Origin of the sequence: Cupriavidus alkaliphilus (assembly GCF_900094595.1) — a bacterium.
Taxonomy (GTDB): Bacteria; Pseudomonadota; Gammaproteobacteria; order Burkholderiales; family Burkholderiaceae; genus Cupriavidus; species Cupriavidus alkaliphilus.
Genome location: NZ_FMAD01000006.1, coordinates 387,492 through 411,922, shown reverse-complemented (window position 1 = coordinate 411,922; position 24,431 = coordinate 387,492). Strand labels below are relative to the sequence as shown.

At 69.3% G+C, this 24,431-nt stretch carries 17 protein-coding genes and 1 rRNA gene; 4 read left to right on the top strand and 14 right to left on the bottom strand.

Annotation, left to right across the window (positions count from 1 at the left end):
* Positions 1 to 88, top strand: a 5S ribosomal RNA gene (rrf, locus tag GA0116996_RS28630); the annotation flags it as partial.
* 88 nt (positions 89 to 176) lie between these two features.
* Here the strand turns inward: rrf and GA0116996_RS15675 are convergent.
* The 8 genes from GA0116996_RS15675 to GA0116996_RS15640 all read right to left on the bottom strand — a co-directional run bounded on the left by GA0116996_RS15675 (position 177) and on the right by GA0116996_RS15640 (position 11,935).
* Entirely contained in the window at positions 177 to 1,325 is a 1,149-nt protein-coding gene (locus GA0116996_RS15675) for an MFS transporter (RefSeq protein ID WP_092313315.1), read from the bottom strand.
* 230 nt (positions 1,326 to 1,555) lie between these two features.
* Positions 1,556 to 2,563: a tripartite tricarboxylate transporter substrate-binding protein gene (locus tag GA0116996_RS15670; protein ID WP_092313312.1), complete on the bottom strand. Its 1,008-nt coding sequence runs from the start codon at positions 2,561 to 2,563 to the stop codon at positions 1,556 to 1,558.
* Positions 2,564 to 2,692: 129 nt separating this feature from the next.
* Complete coding sequence (locus GA0116996_RS15665; RefSeq protein ID WP_092313310.1) at positions 2,693 to 5,416, bottom strand: nitrate reductase; 2,724 nt, start codon at positions 5,414 to 5,416, stop codon at positions 2,693 to 2,695.
* A 41-nt stretch (positions 5,417 to 5,457) separates the two neighbouring features.
* On the bottom strand, positions 5,458 to 6,699 hold the full coding sequence (locus GA0116996_RS15660; protein WP_092313307.1) for an NAD(P)/FAD-dependent oxidoreductase: 1,242 nt from the start codon (positions 6,697 to 6,699) through the stop codon (positions 5,458 to 5,460).
* Between the two features lie 67 nt (positions 6,700 to 6,766).
* Positions 6,767 to 7,150 carry a nitrite reductase small subunit NirD gene (gene nirD / locus GA0116996_RS15655; RefSeq protein ID WP_092313303.1) on the bottom strand — a complete coding sequence of 128 codons (384 nt, stop codon included), beginning with the start codon at positions 7,148 to 7,150 and terminating at the stop codon, positions 6,767 to 6,769.
* Positions 7,151 to 7,176: 26 nt separating this feature from the next.
* Positions 7,177 to 9,738, bottom strand: a complete 2,562-nt coding sequence (gene nirB, locus GA0116996_RS15650) for a nitrite reductase large subunit NirB (RefSeq protein WP_092313300.1) — start codon at positions 9,736 to 9,738, stop codon at positions 7,177 to 7,179.
* A 71-nt stretch (positions 9,739 to 9,809) separates the two neighbouring features.
* The gene (locus GA0116996_RS15645; RefSeq protein ID WP_092313298.1) at positions 9,810 to 11,132 is read right to left on the bottom strand and encodes an MFS transporter; all 1,323 of its coding nucleotides are present in this window, start codon (positions 11,130 to 11,132) and stop codon (positions 9,810 to 9,812) included.
* A 329-nt stretch (positions 11,133 to 11,461) separates the two neighbouring features.
* Entirely contained in the window at positions 11,462 to 11,935 is a 474-nt protein-coding gene (locus GA0116996_RS15640; RefSeq protein WP_092313295.1) for a winged helix-turn-helix transcriptional regulator, read from the bottom strand.
* A gap of 78 nt (positions 11,936 to 12,013) precedes the next feature.
* Here GA0116996_RS15640 and GA0116996_RS15635 point away from each other — a divergent pair, with 78 nt between their 5' ends.
* The gene (locus tag GA0116996_RS15635) at positions 12,014 to 12,595 is read left to right on the top strand and encodes a GNAT family N-acetyltransferase (RefSeq protein ID WP_092313292.1); all 582 of its coding nucleotides are present in this window, start codon (positions 12,014 to 12,016) and stop codon (positions 12,593 to 12,595) included.
* Positions 12,596 to 12,611: 16 nt separating this feature from the next.
* On the opposite strand, the gene GA0116996_RS15630 is transcribed toward GA0116996_RS15635, so the two are convergent.
* Positions 12,612 to 13,424, bottom strand: a complete 813-nt coding sequence (locus GA0116996_RS15630) for an EamA family transporter (RefSeq protein WP_244159889.1) — start codon at positions 13,422 to 13,424, stop codon at positions 12,612 to 12,614.
* A 208-nt stretch (positions 13,425 to 13,632) separates the two neighbouring features.
* The gene (locus GA0116996_RS15625) at positions 13,633 to 14,055 is read right to left on the bottom strand and encodes a Fur family transcriptional regulator (protein WP_092313286.1); all 423 of its coding nucleotides are present in this window, start codon (positions 14,053 to 14,055) and stop codon (positions 13,633 to 13,635) included.
* A 99-nt stretch (positions 14,056 to 14,154) separates the two neighbouring features.
* On the opposite strand from GA0116996_RS15625, the gene GA0116996_RS15620 reads away from it, so the two are divergent.
* Positions 14,155 to 16,326: a TonB-dependent siderophore receptor gene (locus GA0116996_RS15620; RefSeq protein WP_092313283.1), complete on the top strand. Its 2,172-nt coding sequence runs from the start codon at positions 14,155 to 14,157 to the stop codon at positions 16,324 to 16,326.
* Between the two features lie 10 nt (positions 16,327 to 16,336).
* Positions 16,337 to 17,566 carry an acetyltransferase domain-containing protein gene (locus GA0116996_RS15615; RefSeq protein WP_092313280.1) on the top strand — a complete coding sequence of 410 codons (1,230 nt, stop codon included), beginning with the start codon at positions 16,337 to 16,339 and terminating at the stop codon, positions 17,564 to 17,566.
* Between the two features lie 28 nt (positions 17,567 to 17,594).
* Here the strand turns inward: GA0116996_RS15615 and GA0116996_RS15610 are convergent, their stop codons facing one another.
* Genes GA0116996_RS15610 through GA0116996_RS15595 form a run of 4 tightly spaced genes read right to left on the bottom strand, consistent with a single transcriptional unit; the run spans position 17,595 to position 24,288 of the window.
* A complete protein-coding gene (locus GA0116996_RS15610) occupies positions 17,595 to 19,508 on the bottom strand; it encodes an efflux transporter outer membrane subunit (RefSeq protein WP_092313277.1) in 1,914 nt (637 codons plus the stop codon).
* 39 nt (positions 19,509 to 19,547) lie between these two features.
* Positions 19,548 to 21,509, bottom strand: coding sequence for a glycosyltransferase (locus tag GA0116996_RS15605; protein WP_092313274.1), 1,962 nt, complete (start codon positions 21,507 to 21,509; stop codon positions 19,548 to 19,550).
* Between the two features lie 2 nt (positions 21,510 to 21,511).
* Positions 21,512 to 22,855: a hypothetical protein gene (locus GA0116996_RS15600; RefSeq protein WP_092313271.1), complete on the bottom strand. Its 1,344-nt coding sequence runs from the start codon at positions 22,853 to 22,855 to the stop codon at positions 21,512 to 21,514.
* Between the two features lie 23 nt (positions 22,856 to 22,878).
* Positions 22,879 to 24,288 (bottom strand): HlyD family secretion protein, encoded by a 1,410-nt coding sequence (locus GA0116996_RS15595; protein WP_092313268.1) that lies wholly within the window; start codon positions 24,286 to 24,288, stop codon positions 22,879 to 22,881.
* Positions 24,289 to 24,431 lie beyond the last annotated feature (143 nt).

Here is a 24,431-nt window from a genome sequence, read left to right as displayed (position 1 = left end):
CACCCCTTCCCATCCCGAACAGGACCGTGAAACAGCTCCGCGCCGATGATAGTGCGGATTCCCGTGTGAAAGTAGGTCATCGCCAGGCTCTTATCCTGCAAAACCCCTCGACAGCGTGTGCTGCGAGGGGTTTTGTCTTTGGGGCGCTGCTCGCGACAGCGCCCGCATTTTTCTTGCTAAAGCTGCCGGCGCCGTACCGTGGCACCCACGATGGCACCAGCCAGGCAGATTCCGCCGAGCAATGCCGCGGCTGGCGTGACACCGTACGCGGTCGAAGCGCTTGCAGCGACCGGTAATAGCGCCAGCACCCCCACGTTATTGACGCTTTCCGACACCGCCAGCACTTTTCCTTTGTTGGCACCGGCGCTTTGCGCGAGCATGGCGGTGCTGGCAGGTGCCGCGATACCCAGCGCAGCTCCCCAGGTGAGCAGACATCCCAGCGCCAGCGGCAGCCCGACGGCAGTCGTCAGGAACAATGTCATGGACGCGGCGACAACCACGGTAGCGAGAACCACGGTGTTCTCTTCGCGCTGGTAACGCCGGCTGAAATGGCCCGCGAGCATATTGCCGATTCCCAGCCCCAGACCGAATACGGAAACGGCAATGCCGACGGCTCCTACCTCCAGTTGATATCGCGTCCGCAACACTTCTCCCGCAAAGACATAGCCCGCTACTGCGCTGCCATTCCAGGCGCCTTTTGCGAGCAGAAGCCGGAAGATGCCGCCGCTTGCCTTCTCGTTGGAAGACGCTTTCTCAGTCGTGCAGGCGTGTGGCATATCGCGCGGAATCACATACCAGCCTGCCGCGAAGGCCGCAAGGCAGCTGACGGCGATCATCAGAAACGGCGCGCGCCACCCCCAGGCCTCCGCCAGCAAACCGGCCACGGCAGGCCCGGCCGCAATCCCCGCCGTCATGCCAAGCATGACGCCACCCATGGCGCCGGCTTGGCTCGCCTGCGGAATCCGATCGGCGATCAGGGCGAACACGGTCGGGATGGTCGCGGCAGCGGCCAGGCCGCCCAGGATGCGCAGGGCCATGGCGGCCTGCAGTGTCGGCACCAGCGTCAGCGCAATGCTATCCACAGCGAACAGCAGCATGGCAGCGAGCAGCACCCGGCGGCGTCCTGCGCGATCCGAGAGCCAACCCATCAGCGGCGCCGCCGCGGCGTAGGACAAGGCGTAGGCCGAGACCAGTCCCGAGGCATGCGCCGGGGACGTGTTGAAGGCCGAGGCGAGCGGGGCCAGCATCGGTGCGAGCATGAACTCTGCTGCCCCGACCATGCAGACGGCAAGGGCCAGGACGGGCAGAACGAACGGTGATGGCATGCGGAAACTCCGGGGTGAAGATGACGGACAGCCAAAGCGCGCGTCGAGACGACGCAACGCGACGGCATCGAGGGCGAAAACCAGCTAAATCGGGGAATTGAGCGGCGCCGCGGAGTCGGGCGCAGACAGAAGCGGTGCGCGGGGGCACCAGTCAGGCGGGATGGGCGGACCAGGGAAGTCCGCCCGGAAGATGGAAGATTCTAACGTATAGCCGGGAAAGGAGCGTGGGCTTAGTCGGCCTCGGCCTTCATCGACTTCAGCAGCGGCTGCCACTTGTCACTTTCCGCCTTCAGCAGCGTCCGCAGGCCATCAGGCGTCTGCTTGTCGACCGGAACGATTTCCGCGCCGAGTCCGTCCAGCTTCTTGATCACGGCCGGATCCTTTAGCCCCTTCTGCAATGCCCTGGTCAGGCGTTCGACGGCGGCCGGCGGCGTGCCCTTGGGCGCGTAGATGCCGTGCCATACCTTGACGTCAAAGCCTTTCAGCCCGCCTTCCTGCAGAGTCGGGGCCTGCGGCAGCGCCTTGATCCGGGCCGGCGTGGTAACGCCGAACAGGCGCACGCGATCGGCCTGGATATGGGGCAGGGTGGCCGTGGTCTGGTCGCACAGCAAATCGACCTGGCCGCCCAGCAGCGCGGTCAGCGCGGGGCCCGCGCCCTGGTAGGGAATGGCATTCAGCTTGACGTGCACCGATTGTTCGAACAGCAGCCCGCAAAGCTGCGACACGGCGCCCAGGCCGGCATTGGCGAGCGACACCTTGTCCTTGTTCTGCGCCACGTACCGGATCAGCTCCGGCACCGTCTTCGCCGGCAGGTCCTTGCGGCCCATCAGCGTCATCGGCACATCCGCGACCTGGCCGACGTACTCGAAGTCCTTCAGCGGCGCATACGACAGCTTTTTGTACAGCGCCGGCGCGGTCGCCATGCCGTTGTGGTGGATCAGCAGCGTATAGCCGTCGGCCTGGGCGCGGGCGACGAAGGCGGCCGCCACGGTGCCGCCGGCACCGGTGCGGTTTTCCACCACGATGCTCTGGCCAAGGTCTTGCGACATCGCCTGCGCCAGCGTGCGCGCGACAACATCGGTCGGGCCGCCGGCGGAGTAGGGCACGACCAGGGTGATCGGCTTGGCCGGATAGGCATCGGCCGCTGCCGCGCCCGAGACGCCTGCCATGGCAGAAACCGTCACCAGCACGCCCGCCAGCCATCGCGGCCCGGCGTGCCAATACTTCGCATCCTTCATTGCTGTCTCCAGATAGGTGCCGCGCCGTGGGTCCGGGGCGGCTTGTCAGGGTTGCGCGGCTAGCATGGCGGCAAGCCGTGGCAACAGCAATCTGGTTCTCGTGAAGGATGCCTAATGCGTGGTGAAAGATCAGGCCGCTTCGGCTACGCGCACCTCCACCAGCAGCTTTTTCAGCTCCGGCACGCACGAGCCGCAGTTGCCGCCGGCCTTGACGCAGGCCGTGATCTCGGCGGGCGTTTTCAGGTCGTGCTTGCGCACGGCATCGCAGATGGTGTTGCGCCCGACGCCGAAGCACGAGCACACCGTCGGTCCGGTATCGGCGCCTTTCTCCATCGGCTGTCCGAGCAGCAGCCCGATGCGGTCCGCGTCTTCCAGTCGCTCGCGACCGAACAGTCCGGCGAGCCAGGCGCGCGACGGCAGCTCGGGACGCGTCGACACATAGACGCAGGCCTCGAGCCGGTCGTCGACGACATGGCCCGCGTGGTACACGCCCGCGGCGCGGTCTTCGTATTCCAGCCAGTCGGCGTCCGGATCGGTCACGCCGAGCAGCGCGCGGGCCCAGGCGGTGCGGTCGGCGACCGTGTCGCGGCCGGCAAATTCGTAACGCTGGAACTGACGGCCCTGCACGCGCGTCCAGTAGGTCAGCGCTTCCGCCGGCAACGCACGGCGGCTCAGCATAAAGCCGTGCCAGTGCACGCCGAACGGCTCGACCCGCACCGGCGTGTGCTTGAACTCGGGCTCGCCGGAAACGGGATCGACCACCGGATTGACCAGCGCGCCGACGCGGGCGTCGGAGCTGAATTGTCCGTTCCAGTGGATCGGCACGAACACGCTGCCGCGCGGAATGCCGCCGCCATGCCGCACGCGTGCGACCATCGCGCCCCAGCGGGTGCTGACGCGCGCGAGCTTGCCTTCGCCCACGCCGCACAGCAGCGCGTCCTGCGGGTGCATGTCGACAAAGGGCTCGGGCAGATGGTCGGCCAGCTTGGCCGACTTGCCGGTGCGCGTCATGGTGTGCCACTGGTCGCGCACGCGGCCGGTGTTGAGGATCAGCGGGAAGTCGTCGTCGGGCGCGTGGGCCGGCGCGCGCGGTGGCGTGGCGACAAAGCGGGCGCGGCCGTCGGCGTGGGCGTAGCGGCCATCGCCGAACAACCGCCGCGCATCCTGCGCGCCTTGCGCGGGCACGGGCCACTGCACCGGCTCCAGCGCGTCATAGCGCACCGGGTCGAGGCCGGCCAGCCCGCCGATATCGAACGCGCGCGGCGCGTCATCCTTGCGCCAGGCACTCAGTCGCGCGTGTTCGTCGAAGATCTGGTGCGGACCGGCATAGCTGAAGCCGCTGAAGCCCATGCGGCGTGCCACCTCGCACAGGATGTCCCAGTCGGCGCGCGCTTCGCCCGGCGCCGGCAGGAAGGCGCGCTGACGCGAAATACGCCGCTCCGAGTTGGTGACGGTGCCGTCCTTCTCGCCCCAGCCCAGCGCGGGCAGCAGCACATGCGCGGCGGCGTTGGTGTCGGTGCGCTCGATGATGTCGCTGCTGACCACCAGTTCGCACCTGGCCAGCGCACGGCGCACCTGGTCGGCATCGGGCAGGCTCACCACCGGGTTGGTGGCGATCACCCAGACCGCCTTGACGCGGCCGGCTTCGATGGCCTCGAACAGCTCTACCGCCTTCAGTCCAGGACGGTCGGCCATCGCCGGCGATTGCCAGAAGCCCTGCACCACGTCGCGATGCAGCGGGTTGGCCAGTTCCATATGCGCGGCCAGCATGTTGGCCAGGCCACCGACTTCGCGCCCGCCCATCGCGTTGGGCTGGCCGGTCAGCGAGAACGGCCCCATGCCCGGCTGGCCGATACGGCCGGTGAGCAGATGGCAGTTGATGATGCTGTTGACCTTGTCGGTCCCGGCGGACGACTGGTTGACGCCCTGCGAAAAGGCCGTCACGGTCTTTCCGGTCTGTGCGAACAATGCGTAGAAGTCCAGCACGTCCTGCAGGTTCAGCTTGCAGGCGCGGGCCACGGCAGCCGGATCGGCGCAGGCGGCGTCGGCGGCCCGCAGGGCCTCATCCAGTCCCGCGGTGCTGGCGGCGACGAAGGCGGCGTTGGCGTGGCCTTCACGCGCCAGGTAGCTCAGCAGCCCGTTGAACAGCCACACATCGGTGCCCGGCCGGATCGCCAGGTGCAGGTCGGCCAGTTCGCAGGTGGCGGTGCGGCGCGGGTCGATCGCCACGATCTTCATCTCCGGGCGGGCTTCCTTGGCCCGGGACAGGCGCTGGAACAGGATCGGATGGCACCACGCGGTGTTGGAGCCCACCAGCACCACCAGGTCGGCAAGTTCCAGGTCTTCGTAGTTGCCCGGCACCAGGTCTTCGCCGAAGGCGCGCTTGTGGCCGGCGACGGCCGACGACATGCACAGGCGCGAGTTAGTATCGATATTGGCGCTGCCGATAAAGCCCTTCATCAGCTTGTTCGCGACGTAGTAGTCCTCGGTCAGCAACTGGCCCGAGACGTAGAGCGCGACCGAATCCGGACCATGGCGGCGGATGATGTCGGTGAAGCCCTGCGCCACGGTGTCGAGCGCGCGGTCCCATGACACCTGCTGCAAGCGGCCCTCGGCATCGCGCAGCTTGGGATGGAGCAGGCGTCCCTCCAGGTCCACCGTTTCGCCCAGCGCCGAGCCCTTGACGCAGAGCCGGCCCTGGTTGGACGGATGCTGCGCGTCGCCCGCGATCTCGACCTGGCCATCGGCGCGTACCGAGGCACGCACGCCGCAGCCGACGCCGCAGTACGGGCACGTGGTGGCGGTGGTAGTGGTCAGGGTTGCGGATACAACCGGGATGTCGGACAGGTTCACGCGTTCTCCGTGCGGGGGGCGTTATATGGCTTTGGGTGACGCTAGGCAGCCAGCGCTTCGCACTGGGCCTTGCCGAACAGCAGGCGCTGGCGCAGCGCCGCCACCGGTGTGCGTTGCTGGATCAGCTCGAAATACCAGGCACCGTCCTGCACGTCGCCGTACAGCACGGCACCAACCAGGCGTCCGTCCTGCAGCACCAGGCGCTTGTAGACGCCGCGGCGCGCGTCGCGCAGCACCAGGTCTTCGCTGCCTTCACCGCCGATGAAGTCGCCGGCCGAGTACAGGTCCACGCCGGTCACCTTCAGCTTGGTGGCGGTGGCCTGCTGCACGTAGCGGCGATGGCCGGCGCCGGCCAGATGCGCGGCACACACGCGCGCCTGGTCCCAGATCGGCGCGACCAGCCCGAAGGTGGCCTGGCGATGCTGCACGCATTCGCCGACGGCATAGATGCGCGGGTCGTAGGTCTGTAGCGTGTCGTCGACGACGATGGCGCGCTCGCAGTGCAGGCCGGCGCTGGCCGCCAGTTCGATATTGGGGCGCACGCCGGCGGTCATCACCACCAGGTCCGCGGGGATCTCGCTGCCGTCCTTGAAGCGCACCCCGGTGACGCGTTCGCTGCCGAGAATCTCCGCGGTCTGCGCGCTCAGCAGGAAGCGCAGCCCCTTGCGTTCCAGCGCGCCCTTGAGCAGCGTGGCGGCAGCCTTGTCGAGCTGGCGCTCCATCAGGCAGTCGGCCAGGTGCACCACGGTCACGTCCATGCCCTGGCGCAGCAAGCCATTGGCGGCCTCCAGCCCCAGCAGGCCGCCGCCGATCACCACCGCGTGGCGGTGGTTGCGCGCGGCCTGCAGCATGGTCTCGACGTCCTGGATGTCGCGGAACGCGATCACGCCGTCGAGCTGGTGGCCCGGCACCGGAATGATGAACGGCTTCGAGCCGGTGGCCAGCAGCAGGCGGTCATAGCGCACCTCGCGCCCCGCGGCGGAACGCACCACGCGGCGCGGCCGGTCGATCGATACCACGGGATCGCCGGCGAGCAGCTCGATGCCGTTCTCTTCGTACCACTCGCGCGTGTTCAGCATGATGTCCGCCACCGTCTTCTCGCCGGCCAGCACCGGCGACAGCAGGATGCGGTTGTAGTTGCCATGCGGCTCGGCGCCGAACACCGTGATGTCGTACAGGTCCGGCGCCAGGCGCATTAGTTCCTCGACGGTGCGCATGCCGGCCATGCCGTTGCCGACGACGACCAGGCGCGGCCGGGCTTGGGGGGTGGCGGAAGGCGTCATGCCGGCATCTCCGTTGGCGGGGCGGTTGGGCAGGGGCAACATCAGGGCAACTTTGGACGGCGCGGGCTCAGGCGGCGAGTTCTTCCTCGGCCTCGCGCACGGCCGCGCCGGCGGCGATCCACACCTTGCCGTCGTAGACGCGCGCGGCGTAGGCGTTGACCGATTGCTCGGGCGCCTCCAGGCATTCGCCGGTGCGCAGGTCGAAGTGGTGCTTGTAGATCGGCGAGGCCACCACCAGGCGCTCGCCCAGGTTGCCGACCAGCCCGCGCGACAGCACCGCGGCCTGCGCGTTGGGATCGAAGTTGTCGATGGCGTAGACCTCGTCGCCGCGGCCGATGCGGAATACGGCGACCTGCCGTTCGTCTACCAGCGCGCACACACCAGTGTTGGGAACGATATCGCGTACGGTGCAGACGGCGGTCCAGGTTTCGGCATGGTGGGGATGGCTCATCACGTTCTCCTTGTTTGCGGGCACGGTCAGGCGGCTTTCGCGGGCATGGACACCACGGGGATGTGGCTCAGCCGGGAACGTTGCAAGTTCCGTTCCTCCGGCGTGGCCGGGCGAATCTGGCCGCGCTCCTCGATAAACACCAGGTTGTCGTCGCGGCGGTCGCTGTTGACGAAATGGCGGAAGCGCTTGCGCGTCTCGGGGTCGGTCACGGCCTTCTTCCACTCGTCCTCATAGGTGTCGACCACGTGCTGCATCTCGGCTTCCAGCTCGGCGGCGAGGCCCAGCTTGTCGTCGAGCACCACGGCCTTCAGGTAGTCCAGGCCGCCTTCGAGGTTGTCGCGCCAGACGCTGGTGCGCTGCAGGCGGTCGGCGGTGCGTACGTAGAACATCAGGAAGCGGTCGATGTAGCGCACCAGCGTGTCGTGGTCGAGGTCGCTCGCCAGCAGTTCGGCATGGCGCGGCTTCATGCCGCCGTTGCCGCACACGTACAGGTTCCAGCCCTTGTCGGTGGCGATCACGCCCACGTCCTTGCCCTGCGCCTCGGCGCATTCGCGGGTGCAGCCGGACACGCCGAACTTGATCTTGTGCGGTGCGCGCAGGCCCTTGTAGCGGTTCTCCAGTTCGATCGCGAGGCCAACCGAATCGCCCACGCCATAGCGGCACCAGGTCGAGCCCACGCATGACTTCACGGTGCGCAGCGCCTTGCCGTAGGCATGCCCCGATTCAAAGCCGGCGGCGATCAGCTCTTCCCAGATATAGGGCAGTTCCTCGGCTCGCGCACCAAACAGGTCCACGCGCTGGCCGCCGGTGATCTTGGTGTAGAGGCCGTACTTCTTCGCCACCTGGCCAACGGCGATCAGGCCTTCGGGCGTGACCTCGCCGCCCGGCATGCGCGGCACCACCGAATAGGTGCCGTCCTTCTGGATATTGGCCAGGTAGTAGTCGTTCGAGTCCTGCAGGCTGGCGTGCTCTTCCTTCAGCACGAACTCGTTCCAGCACGAGGCCAGGATGCTGCCCACGGTGGGCTTGCAGATATCGCAGCCAAGGCCGTTGCCGTGCGCATGCAGCAGCGCATCGAAGGTCTTGTGCTGGCCCACGCGCACCAGGTGGTACAGCTCCTGGCGCGAGTACGGAAAGTGCTCGCAGAGATGGTTGTTGACCGCCATCCCTTGCTTCTTCATCTCGGCCTTCATGATCTGCGTCACCAGCGGCACGCAGCCGCCGCAGGCGGTGCCGGCCTTGGTGCAGGTCTTGAGTGCGCCGATGCTGGTCGAGCCGTCGCAGACGGCGGCGCAGATCTCACTCTTGGAGACGTTGTTGCACGAGCAGATCTGCGCGGTGTCGGGCAGGGCGTCGGCACCCAGCGCGGGCTTGGCCTTGCCGCTGCTGTCCGGCAGGATCAGGAACTCGGGCGATTCCGGCAGCTCGATCCGGTTCAGCATCATCTGCAGCAGGGTGCCGTATTCGCTGGCATCGCCGATCAGCACGCCGCCCAGCAGGTACTTGCCGCAGTCGGACACCACCAGCTTCTTGTAGACCTCCTTGCGGTCGTCGCTGAACTGGTAGATGCGCGCGCCCGGCACGGTGCCGTGCGGGTCGCCGATGCTGGCCACGTCCACGCCCATCAGCTTGAGCTTGGTGCTCATGTCGGCGCCGCTGAACTCGGCCGCCTCGCCGCGCAAGTGGCGCGCGGCCACGCGGGCCATGTCGTAGCCGGGCGCCACCAGGCCGTAGATCTTGCCGTCCCACAGCGCGCATTCGCCGATCGCGTAGATGTCCGGGTCGGAGGTGCGGCAGTTGTTGTCGACCACGATGCCGCCGCGCGCACCGACTTCCAGGCCGCAGGCGCGCGCCAGTTCGTCGCGCGGGCGGATGCCGGCCGAGAACACGATCATGTCGGTGTCCAGATGCGTGCCGTCGGCGAACACCATGCGATGGGTGCCGTCCTCGCCGTCGACGATCTCGACGGTGTTCTTGCCGGTATGCGCGGTCACGCCCAGGCCGGCGATCTTCTGGCGCAGCATGCGGCCGCCGCCTTCGTCGACCTGCACCGCCATCAGCCGCGGCGCGAACTCCACCACGTGCGTCTGCAGGCCCATGTCGCGCAGCGCCTTGGCGCATTCCAGGCCGAGCAGGCCGCCGCCGACCACCACGCCGGTCTGCGCGCGCGCGCCGCATTCCTGCATCGCCTCGAGGTCTTCGATGGTGCGATAGACGAAGCAGTCCTTGCGGTCCTTGCCCGGCACCGGCGGCACGAACGGGTAGGAGCCGGTGGCAAGGATCAGCTTGTCATAGGACAGGATCTCGCCGGTGGAAACCTTGACCGTGCGCGCGGCGCGGTCGATCTCGACGGCACGCGCGTTCAGGCGCAGCAGCATGTTGTCGTGCTGCTCGAAGAAGCCCGCCGGCACCAGCGACAGGTCTTCCGCCGACTTGCCGGCGAAGAACTCGGACAGGTGCACGCGATCGTAGGCGGGACGCGGTTCTTCGCACAGCACGGTCACTTCCAGGTTTTCCGCACCGGCGTCCGCCAGCGATTCCAGGAACTTGTGACCTACCATGCCGTGGCCGACGATGATCAGTTTCATGATGCTTTCCTTGTCCGGTAGTCAGTCTTTGCTGCTTGTGGTGCTTGTGGTGCGGTGGGGCGAAAGGGAATTCAGTTGGCCAGCGCGCTGTCGTACAGCGCCTGCTCGCGCGCCTTGTGCTCGGCGCTGAAGCGGATGGCGATGGCGCAGACCGCGGCGACGGTGGCCAGCACGCCCAGCACCGTCAGGGTCTGCTGCACGTTGCCCAGGCCCTTGAGCAGGAAGCCCGCGGCCACCGCGCCGACGTTGCCGCCCGCGCCGATGATCCCGGCCACGCCGCCCAGTGCCTTGCGGTCGATGAAGGGCACCAGCGCGTAGGTCGCGCCGCAGGCCATGTGGGTGAACAGGCCGAACAGCAGCATCGCCACCACCGCCATGGCCACGTTGCCGGCCTGCGCGAACCACAGCAGGCCCAGGCCTTCGCCCAGGATCAGCGCGAACAGCAGCGTGGCGCGCGCATCCAGGCCGCGGCGGCGCGCCGCCTTGTCCGACAGCCAGCCGCCCAGGGCGCGGGCAAACAGCGCCAGCAGGCCGAAGCTCGCGGCGGCCATGCCGGCGGCTTTCAGGCTCAGGCCAAAGCGGTCGACGTAGTACATCGCGGCGATGTTGTGGATGAAGATCTCCACGCCGAAGCAGGCGCCGTAGGTGATGAACAGCAGCCACACGCGGTAGTTGGCGCTGGCGGCGCGGAAGCTGGCCCAGCCACCGCCACCCTTGCCGCCATCCTTGCCGCTGATCTCGATCCCCTGGGCGCGCAGGTCCGAGTAATTGCCTTCCGGGCAGTCCTGGGTGAAGCGGTAGTAGACGACGGCCATCACCAGCATCAGCACGCCCGGCACCAGCAGCGCGATGCGCCAGCCGAAGGCGTGGTCCGCGCCCATCATCAGCACCGCGGCCAGCACCAGCGGCATCAGCGCCTGCGCGGCGCCGCCGCCGGCATTGCCCCAGCCGGCCGTGGTCGCGTTGGCGGTGCCGACCACGTTGGGCGCGAACATCACCGAGGTGTGGTACTGCGTGATGACGAAGCTCGCGCCGACCGCGCCGATCAGCATTCGGAACACCAGGAAGGTTTCGTAGTTCTGCGCCAGCGCCACGCCCAGCACCGGCAGTGCGCCCAGCGCCAGCAGCCCGGTATAGGTCTTGCGCGGGCCAAAGCGGTCGCACATCGGTCCGATCACCAGGCGCACCAGGATCGTCACCGCCACCGCGGCGATATTGATGTTGGCGATCTGGCCGGCGCTCAGGCCGAACTCGCCCTTCAGCACCGGCATCAGCGGCGCGCAGGCAAACCACGCGAAGAAACACACGAAGAACGCCATCCAGGTCAGGTGGAAGGCGCGCATCTGCGGAGTGCTCAAGCTCAGCAGCTCGATGCGGGTGGCTTTGCCGGTCATCGTCACTTGCTCCAAAAACAAATGGCGTCCCGCAAACCGGCCGTGAAGCCGGTTCAGGGGACGCCGTTGTCCTGACAGCCGCTACATGGGATAGGGGCTGGGTATGTGGGGGTGGGCCGGTCGCCGTTGACGGGCCCGGACCTGATTACGCAAGGGGTGTGCCAGCCTGGATGTGACGGGCAATGGCAGCTACAGGCCGGGTGGCGGAGGCGCAAGCGGGGTGGATGCGCCGTGGTGGGGCGGCCGGGGAGCGTGCGGCACGCTCATGGTGCAGTGCAGTGGACTGCGCTGGTGCGGTGCGGCATCAGCGCTAGGGAAGGCCACGGTGTTCAGCCGCCGGCGGGCTTCTGCACCGGGATGATCTGCATGTCGCGCGGCGACACCTCGGCGCCGTCCTCGTCGACCAGCGCCGCCCGCACCAGCTTGCCGTTCGCGCGCGAGCGGATTTCGACCGGGCCGCCGTCGGGCGCCAGGTGGCAGTCGCCCCATTGCATCAGGCCGACCAGCACCGGCAGCAGCTCGACCGCGGCGCGGGTGGGACGGTACTCGAAGCGTTCGCGTTCGCCGGGCTCGCGGTAGCCGACCTTGCGCAGCAGCCCGGCGTCGGTCAGCGTCTTGAGCCGCGCCGACAGCACCGCCGGCGAGCATTCCAGCCGGCGCAGGAAGTCGTCGAAGCGCGTCACGCCATGGAAAACGTCGCGCAGGATCAGGATCGTCCACTTCTCGCCGATCAACGACAGCGTGGAGGCGATCGAACAATGGCGGAGATCGGACGCAGTGGTGGTCATGATGCCGTGAAGCATAGCATGCTGACTTCATTTGCAAAAGTCAGGTTATCTCCTATACTCTGGCTACAGATTATGAATCCAGAGGGTGGCAGCATGGATCTCCAGGGCTTGGCGCGTGGCGGCGTGACAGAAAGCTGGACGGCGGGACGGGGCACGCAGGTGACGCTGCGCCGCACCCGGGTTCAGGATGGTGCGGCGCTGCGCGCGATGGTGGACGCGCTGTCGCGGGAGAGCCGCTACTTCCGCTTCCTGACCGGGGGGCGCGTGGTGGACGAAATCGTCGCCGGCCTGGCCGCGCCCGGGGACGGTGGCGTGGCGCTGGTCGTGGTCGCTGGCGGTGAAGACGGCAGCCAGGCCATTGTCGCCAGCGCCGAATATGTCGTGTCCGGCCAGATTGCCGAGTTCGCGGTGGTGGTGGCCGACGACTGGCAGGGGCAGGGGCTGGGCCGGCGCCTGATCGCCAGGCTGTGCGAGCTGGCGCGTGCAGCCGGGCTGCACGGCCTGCGCGGCGACGTACTCAGCGAGAACCGGCGCATGCTGGCGATCCTGCAAGGGCTGGGCTTTGCCAGCCGCCGCAATCCGCAGGACAGCTTCCTGCATGAGGTCTCGCTGGCGCTGGCCCAGCCGGCGCGCAGCGTGCAACGGCTGCCGGCGGACTGGTTCAGCGCGCGCTGAGCTGCCGCGCCAGAGCTCAGCCGGCTTCGCGCTTGCCGCGCGCGGTCATGGTGCAGCCGACCGAGGCCGTGATGATGCTGGCGATCGCCAGCCACTGCACCGTGCTCAACTGCTCATGCAGGAACACCAGCCCGGCGAGCGCGCCCATGGCCGGCTCCATGCTCAGCAGGATGCCGAAGGTGCGCCGGTGCAGGCGCTTGAGCGCGACCATCTCGAGCGAATACGGAATCGCGCTCGACAGGATGCCGACCGCCAGCCCGAACAGCAGCAGCGTCGGACTGAACATCGCGGTGCCCGCGTGCGCGAGGCCGAACGGCAGCACCACCAGTGCGGCCATGGTCAGCCCCAGCGAGGTCGCCTGCCCCCCGTGGGCGTTGCCCGCCATCTGCCCGAACACGATATACAGCGCCCAGCCCACGCCCGCGGCCAGCGCATAGCCGATGCCGACCGGATCCAGCGTGCCGGCGGCAGCGCCGACCGGCAGCAACAGCAGCAGGCCGGTCACGGCAAAGGCAATCCACAGGAAATCGATCGCGCGCCGCGACGACAGCACCGCCACCGCCAGCGGCCCGGTGAACTCGATCGCGATCGCCAACCCCAGCGGAATTGTCCGCAGCGACATGTAGAACAGCAGGTTGGTGGCGCCCAGCGCCGCGCCGTACAGCGCGATCGCGCGCGCGTTGGCGCGCGTCAGCGGCATGCGCCACGGGCGCCAGACGCACAGCAGGATCAGCGCGGAAAAGCTGACCCGCAGCGCCGTGGTGCCTTGCGCGCCCAACGCCGAGAACAGGCTCTTGGCAAACGAGGTGCCGATGCACAGCGAGGCCATCGAGCCGGTCAGGGCCAGTACGGCGAACAGGGTCGAGTGGCGGTGGGCGGTGGCGTGCTGCAAGGTCGGGTCCTGTATCGAGGTGGGGGCCGGTGCGAATGCTGCCGCATCATGCGGCAAGCGCGGCGCGGGCGCCATATACAGGTGCGCGCGGGCGGCTCAGTACAGTTGCGCCGCATGCGGCCGCAGTGGGGGGGCAGGCCGCAACTCAGTGCTGGCGCGCCGCGGCCTGGCGCCGCTTGCCGGGCTTGCCGGCGCAATCCGGGCAGCGCCCCAGCAGCGTCAGTTCGTGGTGCTCCACCACGAAGCCGGGGGGCGTGATCTCTTCCAGGTGGCCGGGGCATCCCTCCAGCGGGAACACGCGGTCGCACGTCAGGCACTGGAAATAGTGGCGATGCGTCACCGCGCCCGGTTCCTCGGCCAATTCATAACGGTCCGCCTGGCCGGGCAATTCCACCGCGTGCACCTGCGCATCGTCGAGCAGGGCACGGAGATTGCGATAGACCGTGGCCAGGCCCAGGGACGGCACCTGGCGCTGCGCTGCGGCCAGGATCTCGGCCGGGCTCAGCGGCCGGCCGGCTTCGCGCAGCGCGTCGATCACGGCGCCGCGTTGACGGGTCATGCGTTCCATGCCTAGAATCTTAGTGAGAATTTATTATCATTAATGAGTCGCCGCGGTTTGCCAGTCGGATGGCCGCCGCGGCGACTCGTTTTTTTCGGGGTGTTCCTTATGCTGCTTGCGCAGCCCAGCCGTGCCCGGCACCCGGTGCCGCTTTCCTTCCTGCGCGTGGTATTCCGGCCGGTGCCGGCGCGGCGGCCGCTGGCCGCGCTGATGCTGGCGGTGTCCGGCCTGGCCGACGCGGCGGAACCCGCGCAGGCCTCCGATATTACGCTCCCGACGGTGTCGGTGACCGGTACGGCCACCGCATCATACAACCCGCCCGAGGCCTCGGGCGCGACCCGCACCGACACGCCGCTGCGCGAGATCCCCCAGTCGGTGCGCGTGGTGCCGCGTGCCATGCTCGACGACCTTGCCGCGACCCGCTTCGACCAGACCTTCGACTATGTCAGCGGCGTCGCGCGCCAGAACAACTTCGGCGGGCTGTGGGACAACTTTGCCATGCGCGGCTTCACCGGTAACGAGAACACCGGCGCCGGCTACCTGGTCAACGGCTTCGCCGCCAACCGCGGCTATACCGCGCCGATGGACGCGGCCACCATCGATCGCGTCGAGGTGCTCAAGGGCCCGACCTCATCGCTGTACGGCAGCAGCGAGCCCGGCGGCACCTTCAACGTGGTCACGCGCCAGCCGCAGTTCCGGTCCGCGCAGCGCTACGGCTTCGAGCTGGGCACGCGCGACGGCTACCGCGCCACCGCCGACGTCACCGGACCGCTGGGCGAAGCCATCGCCGGCCGGCTGATCGCGGTGGCCGACCACCAGGGCAGCACCCGCGACTTCATCCACAGCCAGCGCTACCTGGTCGCGCCGTCGATCACGTGGATGCTCGGCAACGACACCATCCTGCAGTACGCGGCGGAATTCCAGCGCTACACCACGCCGATGGACCGTGGCGTGGTGGCCGTCAATGGCCAGCTGGGCCGCATCCCGCGCTCGCGCTTCCTGGGCGAGCCCGGCGACGGCAGCCTGCGCCTGGACAGCCAGTCGCACCAGCTCAGCGTGGAGCACCAGTTCTCGCCGCAGTGGCAGGGCAGGCTCGGCCTGTCGTACCGCGGCGGCGCCCTGGCGGGGCATTCCAGCGAGGCCACCGCGCTCGCCGCCGATGGCCGCACGCTATGGCGCCAGCACCGCTACCGCGACTTCCAGTCAGACGATGTCTCGCTGCAGGCCAGCGTGACCGGCAAGTTCAGCACCGGCCCGGTCGGGCACGAGCTGCTGCTGGGCGTCGACGCCTACCGCTTCGGCAACACCATGGCGATCCTGCGCAAGAACCCCAGCGCCGCGGCCCCCTATGCGATCGACATCTACAACCCGGTCTATGGCCAGCCGGCGCCGCCGCTGGCGTGGAACATGGACACCTACGAGCGCCAGCACAATGTCGGCGCGTACGCGCAGGACCAGCTGAGCCTGGGCGAGCGCTGGCGCGTGCTGGCCGGCGTGCGCTTCGACAGCTTCAGCCAGTCGCTCGACGACCATCTGCGCGGCACCCGCACCACGCAGCACCACAACGCGGTGTCGCCGCGCGTGGGCGTGAGCTACCTGGCCAGCAACAACCTGTCGCTGTTCGCCAATGCCAGCCAGTCGTTCCGGCCCAATGCCGGCACCGACGCCGCCGGCCAGCCGTTCGAGCCTGAGCGCGGCCGCTCACTGGAGGCCGGCATCAAGTTCGACAGCGACGACCGCCGCACCGGCGCCACGCTGGCCGTGTTCGAGATCCGCAAGCGCAATGTGCTGGCCGCCGACCCGGCCGATCCGTCGTTCTATCTTGCCGCCGGCGAGGCCCGCAGCCGCGGCGTCGAGCTCGACGTGGCCGGGCAGCTCGGCACGCACTGGCGCGTCTCGGGCAGCTTCGCGCTGACCGATGCCGAGATCACGCAGGACACCCGCCTTGCCCCCGGCACGCCGTTGTCCAACGTGCCGCGCACCAGCGCCAGCCTGCTGGCGATGTATGAGGACGCGGCGCCGGTGGGGCAGCGCTATGGCGCAGGCGCCGGCCTGCGCTATGTCGGGCGACGCCCGGGCGACGTGCAGGACAGCTTCTCCCTGCCCGCCTACGTGCTGGTGGACCTGCACGGCTACTGGCAATACAGCCGCCACGTGCGCGTGTCGCTCAACCTCGGCAACCTGTTCGACAAGACCTATTACGCCAGCTCGTACAGCAGCCTGTGGGTCGCGCCGGGCGCCGGCCGCAGCGTGCGGCTGGGCGTGCAACTGAGCTACTGACGAGGGACCGATGATGCCGACACCCGTGGCGCGTACCGACGCATCCCACCCCATGCCGGCCGCGACGGCGCCTGCCACAGCGGCGCGGCCCGTTTCCGGCGCCACCCACAGGCTGCTGTCGATCGACGCCCTGCGCGGGCTGGTGATGCTGGTCATGCTGCTGGACCATGTGCGCGACATGTTCTTCCTGCACGTGCCGGTTGCCGATCCGATGGATGTTGCCGCCACCTCGCCGGCGCTGTTCTTTTCGCGGCTGCTGGCCCACCTGTGCGCGCCGGTGTTTATCGCGCTGGCGGGCGTGTCGGCCTGGCTTTACGGCAACGCCGGGCACGACCGGCGCGCGGTCAGCGGCTTCCTGCTCAAGCGCGGCCTGTTCCTGGTGCTGCTGGAGCTGACCCTGGTGGGCTTTGCCTGGACCTGGCGCCTGCCGCCGCAGGTGATCTACCTGCAGGTGATCTGGGCCATCGGCCTGAGCATGCTGGCGCTGGCGGCGCTGGTATGGCTGCCGCGCGCGGCGCTGGTCGCAATAGGCGTTGCAGTGGTGGCTGGGCACAACCTGCTGAGCCCGCTGCACTTCGCCGCTGACAGTGCCTGGCACGTGCCCTGGGCGATCCTGCACGACCGCACCTGGCTCGACGTTGCCGATGGCTTGCGGGTGCGCACCTCATATCCGGTGCTGCCGTGGATCGGCGTGATCGCGCTGGGCTATGCGGCGGGGCCGTGGTTTGCGGCGGCCATGCCGGCCCGGGCGCGGCAACTGCGCCTGGCCGGCTGCGGCCTGGCGGCGCTGGCCGGGTTTGCGTGGCTGCGCGCGCTCAACGGCTACGGCCAGGAACAGAAATGGATGCCCGGCGCGGATGCCCTGCATACCACGATGAGCTTGCTCAACGTGACCAAGTACCCGCCGTCGCTGCTGTTCCTGCTGCTGACGCTGGGCACGGGCTGCCTGCTGCTGGCCTGGCTGGAGCGCGCGCAGGGCGGCCGGCCCGCGCGTTGCCTGGCCGTGTTCGGCGCGGTGCCGATGTTCTTCTACCTGCTGCACCTGTATGTACTGCAGGGCCTGTACCAGCTTTGCGTGTACCGCTGGGGCCTGAACCAGGGCCGCGTTTTCGGCCTGGACCATGTCTGGCAGCTCTGGCTGGCGGCAGCAGTGCTGGCGCTGGTGCTGTGGCCGGCGGTGCGCTGGTTCGCGGCGCTGAAGGCGAGGCGGCGGAACTGGCGCTGGCTGAAGTACTTCTGACCAGTGCCCCGGGCCGCCGCGCGCAGCCTCAGCGCGGCGCGGTGGCGACAGGGGCTGCCTGGGCCGTCGCCGGAGCAGGTGCCGGCGCCTGCGGTTGCGCCGCGGGCTGCGGCTGCGCCGCCGGCTGTTGCTGTGCGACGGCTTGAGGCTGCGCGACGGCTTGCGGCTGTGCGACGGCTTGCGGCTGCGCGACGGCCTGCGGCTGCGCGACGGCCTGCGGCTGTGCGACGGCTTGCGGCTGTGCGACGGCCTGCGGCTGCGCGACGGCTTGCGGCTGTGCGACGGCTTGCGGCTGCGCCACCGCCTGAGGTCGCGCGACGGCCTGCGGTTGCGCGACGGCCTGGGGCCGCGCCGCCGCTTGCGGGCGGGCGGCCGGCGCGGCATTGGTCCCGCCGTTGGCGACCGGCGCGGTCTCGGTCACTTCACGCCAGCCGCCGCCCAGCGCCTTGTACAGCGACACGCGGCTGGTCAGCCCGGCCAGCTTGTAGGTGATCAGCGCCTGCTGCGCGGTGTAGAGCTGGCGCTGCGCATCGAACACGCCGAAGTAGTCGTCCACGCCGTTCTTGAAGCGCATCTCCGACAGCCGCCGGGTTTCGCTGCCTTCGCGCACCAGCGCTTCCTGCGCCTGCACCTGGCGCTCGTAGGTGGCGCGTGCCGCCATGCTGTCGGCCACTTCGCGAAACGCGGTCTGGATGGTCTTCTCGTAGTTGGCGACGTTGATGTCCTTGCGCACGTTGGCCGCGTCGAGGCCGGCGCGGTTGCGGCCGGCATCGAAGATCGGCACCGTCAGCTGCGGCGCGAAGACCCAGGCCATGCCGCCCGAGAACAGCCCGGCCAGGCTGCTGCTGGCCACGCCCAGCGCGCCGGTCAGCGAGATGCGCGGGAAGAACGCCGCGCGCGCCGCGCCGATATTGGCGTTGGCGGCCTTGAGCCGGTGCTCGGCGTCGAGGATGTCGGGCCGGCGCACCAGCACGCTGGAGGGCAGCCCTTCGGGAAACTCGCGCATCAGCATGCGCGCGTCGAGCGGATCCGGCGCGGGGGCATTCGGAGTCGCGGGCGCGGCGCCGGCATCCAGCACCGACTTGGGCAGCGGCCCGCCGATCAGCAGCGCCAGCGCGTTCTCGTCCTGCGCGACCTGGCGGGTGTACTGCTCCACGCCCACCTGCGCGGTCTGCACCTGGGTTTGCGCGCGATGCTGGTCCAGCTGCGCCATCGCGCCCACCTGGTGCCCGCGCCGGACCATTTCCGCCGCGTCCTGCTGGGTCTTGAGCGTGTCCTGCGACAGCCGCAGCAGCGCGCGGTCGGCACGCAGCGTCAGGTAGGCGCTGGCCACTTCCGCCACCAGGCTGATCTGCGCGCTGCGGCGAGCCTCTTCGGTGGCCATGTATTCCTCCAGCGCGGCATGCTTGAGGCTGCGCACGCGGCCGAAGAAATCCAGCTCGAACGCAGTCAGGCCGATGCCGGCGTTGTAGGTGGTGATCTGTGGCGACTGTCCCGCCGCGCGCAGCCGTTGCGGCAGCCGCTGCGACACCATGCCGGCACTGCCTTCCACGGTGGGGAACTGCGCCGCACGCTGGATCTGGTACAGCGCGCGCGCTTCGTCGATGGCCAGCGTGGCCATGCGCAGGTCGCGGTTGTTGGCCAGCGCCAGCTCGATCAGCTGGCGCAGCTGCGGGTCGACGAAGACATCGCGCCAGCCCAGGTCGGCGGCCGAGGGGCCGGGGCGCTGCGCCGGCTGGCCCGGCTGCGCGGTGCCGTTGGCGGGTTTGGCCTGCGAGGTGCGGTAGGCCGCGCCCTCGGGCCACGCCGACGGGATCGGGGCTTCGGGGCGCTGGTATTGCGGCTCCAGCGTGCACGCGGCAAGCGCCAGTACCAGCGCGCCAGGCAGCAGCAGGCGCGGTGGCAGGGGGGCATGGCGGCGGGGGCGGGGCAGGCTTCGCATAAATCGTTCCGGAGAGAGAAAGACTGGGAGCAGCAGGGGTCAGCCCATCAGCGCGCGCCGCATGAAGCGCGAGATCGCCAGCTTGGGCTGCCCCTGTCGGGCAATGTTGTGGGCGGGATCGGTGAACAGCAGCCGGATCAGCGCGTGGCGCGCGGCCATGCTGGCATGCAGCGCGATCCCCAGCAGCTGGCCGTCGCGGCGCACCACGCGGCACGGGATCCAGCCGGTCTGCGCCAGCCACAGCGCGCCTTCCATGCCGGGGCGGAACGCCGCCGCCAGCGGCGTGATCACGGCCACGCCGTTGCAGGACAGGTCTTTCGTGGTGACGCGGTACTCGCGCCCGTCGACGCGCAGCAGCGCGGGGGCATGGTGGGGAAAGCGCTCTTCCTTGCGCGGCCGCGGCAGTTCCACGCACACCAGCAAGGAGGCCAGGTACAGCATCAGCGCCACCCCGGTCCAGATCGTGTTGAAGGCTAGCCCTTGCGCATCGGGGTCGACCATCAGCGCGCGGCCGAGCCCCAGCGCGGAGAACCCCAGCAAGCCGGCGTACAGCGCGGCGAACTTGCCGTGGATCACCAGCTTGGAGCGGTCCAGCCCCTTGTTGGTCACCTTGAACGGCCGCCCGAACGGCTTGAACATGGCGCTGACCAGCGACGCGGTGACCGCCAGCGCCGCGACGATCTGCGTGACCTCGGTAAAGATCGGCAGCGCGCGCTGGCCGGTGATCCAGATGCTGTACGCCCAGTACGCCACCAGCGCGGGCAGGCCGTAGGCCAGGAACTGCAGCGGCTCGCCGTACAGCGTGGAGACGCCGAAGTACCAGTACAGCAGCGGCCCCGCCAGCAGCATCAGCGTGAACGGCCGCGACAGCCAGTGCAGCAGCCCGTGCACATAGTGCAGGCGCTGCATCCCGGTGTAGCCGCGCCCGCGCAGCGGCCCGTCGGCGGTCAGCGCCACCTGGATCGTGCCCAGCCCCCAGCGGCTGCGCTGGCTGATGTACTCGGGCAGGCCCTCGGCCGACAGGCCCACGCTCAGGCGCTCGTTGAGCCAGCGCGTGATATAGCCGTGCGGCAGCAGCCGGTAGGTCAGGTGGATGTCCTCGGTCACGGTGCCGGTGGGGAAGCCGCCGATCAGCTCGATCAGGTCGCGCCGCACCACGAACGAGGTGCCGATGCAGAACGCCGCGCCCCAGGCGTCCTTGGCCGGCTGCATCACGTCGAAGAAGGCGCGTTGCTCGTCGACCCAGCATTCGGTGGCGCGCAGGTTGTACTGGATCGGGTCGGCGTTGTAGTAGAACTGGGGCGTCTGCACCACGCCCACGCGCGGGTCGCCGAACAGGCCCACGGTGCGCAGCAGGATGTTGCGATGGGGCGCGAAATCCGCGTCCAGCACCAGGATGTAGGGCGCGCCGCCGGCGGCGGCGCTGTGGCGCAGGCCGTTGTTGAGGTTGCCCGCCTTGGCGTGGGCGTTATCCGGACGCGTGACGTAGTTGGCGCCGACGCGCTCGCAGAACTCGCGCAGCCAGTCGCGGCGGGTGTCGTCCAGCACCCAGACGCGGAAGTCCGGATAGTCGATCGCCAGCGCGGAGACGATGGTTTTTTCCAGGATCTCCAGGCCTTCGTTGTAGGTGGCGATGAAGATGTCCACCGGCGGCACCTGCTGCGCGCGGCGCAGCGCGGCTTCGCCCGCGTCCGCATCCGGCGTGTGGTTGCTGGTGCGGGCCAGCACCACGATCGACAGCAGCGTATAGGCCAGCGTCATGCACTCGAACGCAAAGAACGCATGGGCCCAGACGCTGGCGAAGTTCATCTGCCAGTCGGGCAGGGTTTCGCGCACGCGCCAGGTCAGGTACACCCCCAGCAGCAGCGCGGTGACGCCGCCGAACAGGATACGGTCCGCCGCACGTTCATGCCGGCACAGCAGCGACAGCAGCACCACCGCCAGCAGCACGCCGCCGTTGATGACCAGCAGCGTCTGGTTTTCCAGGAAGAGGGCGAACATCGTCAGTCCTTGTCGGGGGTGGGGCTGGCGGCGGCAATCGCCGGCGGCGGGCAGGACGGCTCCAGGCAGCCGCCCGGGCGGAACGGGTTCCAGCGCGCGGCGGCCAGCACTGCCCAGGCGGTGGCGCCCAGGTGGGGCAGGTGGAAGTAGTGGAAGTCCTCGGTGGTGGAGGTGGGACCGATCGAAAGCCCGGTGCTGACGCGCGCCTGCGGGGTGGCGTAAAGCATGCCGGACGGCGCGCGCTGCGCACGCAGCAGCGGCCACAGCGGCGCGGCCTGCTGCGCCTGTCCCGCGGCCTGCAGCACCAGCGCGGCCTGTCCGGTGCCTTCGGTCCAGATGCCGTCGGGGCTGCCCTTGAAGCCGTAGCCGGCGCCGGCGCGGTGCCTGGCTTCGACCCAGGCCAGGTTGCGGCGCCAGTCCTGCGGCGGGTCGGGGAAAGCGATCAGCGGCCACAGCACGGCGTCCAGCGCCGACGGGCCGGCATTGGGCGCGCGGCCGTCGTCGTGCGTGCCGATGATGAAGCGGCCCTCGCGCGGCTGCCACATGGCGCTGACAAAGCCGCGCGAGCGCGCCGCGCCGTCGCGCCAGCGCGGATCGTTGCGCAGGCTGGCCAGCCAGCTGAACGCGGCATAGGTGTCGACGTTGTGCTCGGTGGACTTCCAGCCCTGGCGGATCTGCTTGGGCTCGTGGCCGAAGAAGCCGCCGATATAGCCGGCCGGCGCGGCGGGGTCCGGCACGGTGGCATGCACCCAGCCCATCAGCGCCGCGGCGCCGTCGAGATAGCGCGCATCGCGCGTGGCCTGATGCACCGCCAGCAGCAGCAGCGCGGCCCAGGCCACGTTGCCGGTGGCGGTGCCGGCCTGGTAGGCGTCTTCGAACCAGCGCTTGCTGGGTTCGTCCCACCAGCCGGGCAGCGGCGCCGGGCCCGTCGGCAATGGCCCCGCGCGGTAGGCGTTGCGCAGGCGCGCGTCGCGGAAGTGTCGGTCCTGGCGGACGGCCTGCAGTACGGCGTCGGCAATGCGGCGAGCTTCAGCGGGCCGCTTGCACGCCACCAGCGCGATGCCGGCCAGCGCGTTGTCGTAGACAAAGGCGGCATTGCGCAGCGCGGGCGCCAGCGGCTCGCCGCCGGGCGCGGGCTCATAGCTGGCGAGGAACAGCGGGCCATTGCCGCCGGCGCGGCCGACCTGCCCGGTCAGCGCCTTGCAGCCTTCGGCCAGCAACGCCTGCTGCGCGGGATCCGCGGGATCCGCGGCGTTGGCCGCCATCGGCGACAGCGCCAGCAGGGCGGGAAGCAGCGCGCCGGCGACCATGCGGGGCAGGCGTGCGGTCGGGATCGGCAGTCGCATCCGGCTCTCCTTTGGACCGACGCTTACAGCGAGGCCCGCAACTGGCCCAGCCAGCTCTGGTTCAGCGTGACGCGCGCCCAGCGACCCATGCCGCAGTGTCCGGACTGCGCCGCTGCCGCCGGCCCCGCCGCCGCGGCTGTGCCCGCGGTGCCGGGCGTGGCCGCGCCGCCGGACGCCGCGCCGGCCTTCGCCGGCAGGTTGCCCAGCGGGCGGTCGAGCTTGGCGATCACGTAGATTTCGTTCTTCTCGATCGGCGGGAACGGCACGAAGTAGCGCGCCTGGTCGCCGTCCGGCGCGCGCGGCAGCACCTCGGCCACCGATGCCGGCAGCGCCGTGGGCACGCCGTCGACCTGCACGTTCAGGCGCGCGCCCGGCAGCAGGTTGTCGCTGAGGCTGCGCGGGAATACCGCCACCACGCTCGTCTGCGCGCAGTTGCTGGCGCGCGCCAGCGTGGCGCCGGCGGCGACGCGCATGCCCGGCTGCGCGATCAGGTCTTCGATGGTGCCGGGCTCGGGCGAGCGGATCTCCAGGTTGGAGAGACGGTCGATGCGTTCCTGCTCGGTCGCGATCATTTCGTCGACCGACTTGCCGTAGGCTTCGAGCTGCTCCAGTTCCGCCGTCAGCTGCGCCGCTTCCGCGCCCAGCACCTGGCGGCGCTGCGCGAGCGTGGCGCTGGGGCCGTCGGTGGACGACGCATAGACCTTGTTGCGCGATGCCTGGCTTTCGCCGATGGCGTTGTCGAGCTCGGCCTTGGCCGCGGCCTTGGCGTTGGACAGCATCGACAGCTGGTAGCGCGAGGCATTGGTATAGGCCTCGCTGACCGCGCCGGCCCACTGCATGCTCTGGTTGCGGTTGACCACTTCCTGCTGCTGGTCTTCCTGGGCCTTGGCCGATGCCAGCCGCGCTTCCAGCGCGCGCACGCGCGCGGCGTGCTCGCGTTGCGCGGCGCTGTTGTAGCGCTGCAGGTCCTGCTCGGTGGCCGCCATCAGCCTGCGGTTGCTTTCCAGCCGCGCCTTGGCCGAGTCATAGCGCTGTTGGTTGTCGAGCTTCTTGCCGGTCAGGTCGACCAGCAACGAACGGTCGATGTTGGGGTTCTGCACCACCATCAGCGCCTGGTTGGCCGTGAAAGGCTGGCCCGCGGCCACCATTTGCTTCATCACCACGCCTTCCACCGGCGATGTCAGCAGGCTGACGGGGCTGTTCACCACCGCGCGTTCCGACGAGCGCGTAAACACATTTGGAAACATGATCGTCAGTACGGCCCAGATGATGAACAGCACCACGCCGTAGCCCGCCATGCGCGGCACGATGTGCCACAGCGGCACTGCGACCGGCTGCGGGCGCTGCACCAGCCCGTCGCCCTGGGGTTGGCGCAGCGGGGCCGGGGTCAGTGAGTGGGGGCGCGGCGGCGGGTTGTTGCGCTGGTCGGCCATGGTGTTGTTCTCCGGCAAGCAAAGTCAAAAAGCATCCCCGCCGGCATCCTTCGCAGGGATGCCGGGCGAGCGTATCCGTCAGGCAAGCGTGTGGCGTCGCGCAAGGGCTATCGCGCGTGGCCCGGCTTGCAAGTCCCCAATTC

Bases quoted from the DNA above. Each gene is read 5' to 3' on its own strand.
- nirD (WP_092313303.1), bottom strand. From the start codon at position 7,150: ATGAGCCATCCCCACCATGCCGAAACCTGGACCGCCGTCTGCACCGTA.
- GA0116996_RS15645 (WP_092313298.1), bottom strand. From the start codon at position 11,132: ATGACCGGCAAAGCCACCCGCATCGAGCTGCTGAGCTTGAGCACTCCG.
- GA0116996_RS15640 (WP_092313295.1), bottom strand. From the start codon at position 11,935: ATGCTTCACGGCATCATGACCACCACTGCGTCCGATCTCCGCCATTGT.
- GA0116996_RS15605 (WP_092313274.1), bottom strand. From the start codon at position 21,509: ATGTTCGCCCTCTTCCTGGAAAACCAGACGCTGCTGGTCATCAACGGC.
- GA0116996_RS15670 (WP_092313312.1), bottom strand. From the start codon at position 2,563: ATGAAGGATGCGAAGTATTGGCACGCCGGGCCGCGATGGCTGGCGGGC.
- GA0116996_RS15630 (WP_244159889.1), bottom strand. From the start codon at position 13,424: ATGGCCTCGCTGTGCATCGGCACCTCGTTTGCCAAGAGCCTGTTCTCG.
- GA0116996_RS15595 (WP_092313268.1), bottom strand. From the start codon at position 24,288: ATGGCCGACCAGCGCAACAACCCGCCGCCGCGCCCCCACTCACTGACC.
- GA0116996_RS15600 (WP_092313271.1), bottom strand. From the start codon at position 22,855: ATGCGACTGCCGATCCCGACCGCACGCCTGCCCCGCATGGTCGCCGGC.
- GA0116996_RS15610 (WP_092313277.1), bottom strand. From the start codon at position 19,508: ATGCGAAGCCTGCCCCGCCCCCGCCGCCATGCCCCCCTGCCACCGCGC.
- GA0116996_RS15660 (WP_092313307.1), bottom strand. From the start codon at position 6,699: ATGACGCCTTCCGCCACCCCCCAAGCCCGGCCGCGCCTGGTCGTCGTC.
- nirB (WP_092313300.1), bottom strand. From the start codon at position 9,738: ATGAAACTGATCATCGTCGGCCACGGCATGGTAGGTCACAAGTTCCTG.
- GA0116996_RS15675 (WP_092313315.1), bottom strand. From the start codon at position 1,325: ATGCCATCACCGTTCGTTCTGCCCGTCCTGGCCCTTGCCGTCTGCATG.
- GA0116996_RS15615 (WP_092313280.1), top strand. From the start codon at position 16,337: ATGATGCCGACACCCGTGGCGCGTACCGACGCATCCCACCCCATGCCG.
- GA0116996_RS15635 (WP_092313292.1), top strand. From the start codon at position 12,014: ATGGATCTCCAGGGCTTGGCGCGTGGCGGCGTGACAGAAAGCTGGACG.
- GA0116996_RS15620 (WP_092313283.1), top strand. From the start codon at position 14,155: ATGCTGCTTGCGCAGCCCAGCCGTGCCCGGCACCCGGTGCCGCTTTCC.
- GA0116996_RS15625 (WP_092313286.1), bottom strand. From the start codon at position 14,055: ATGGAACGCATGACCCGTCAACGCGGCGCCGTGATCGACGCGCTGCGC.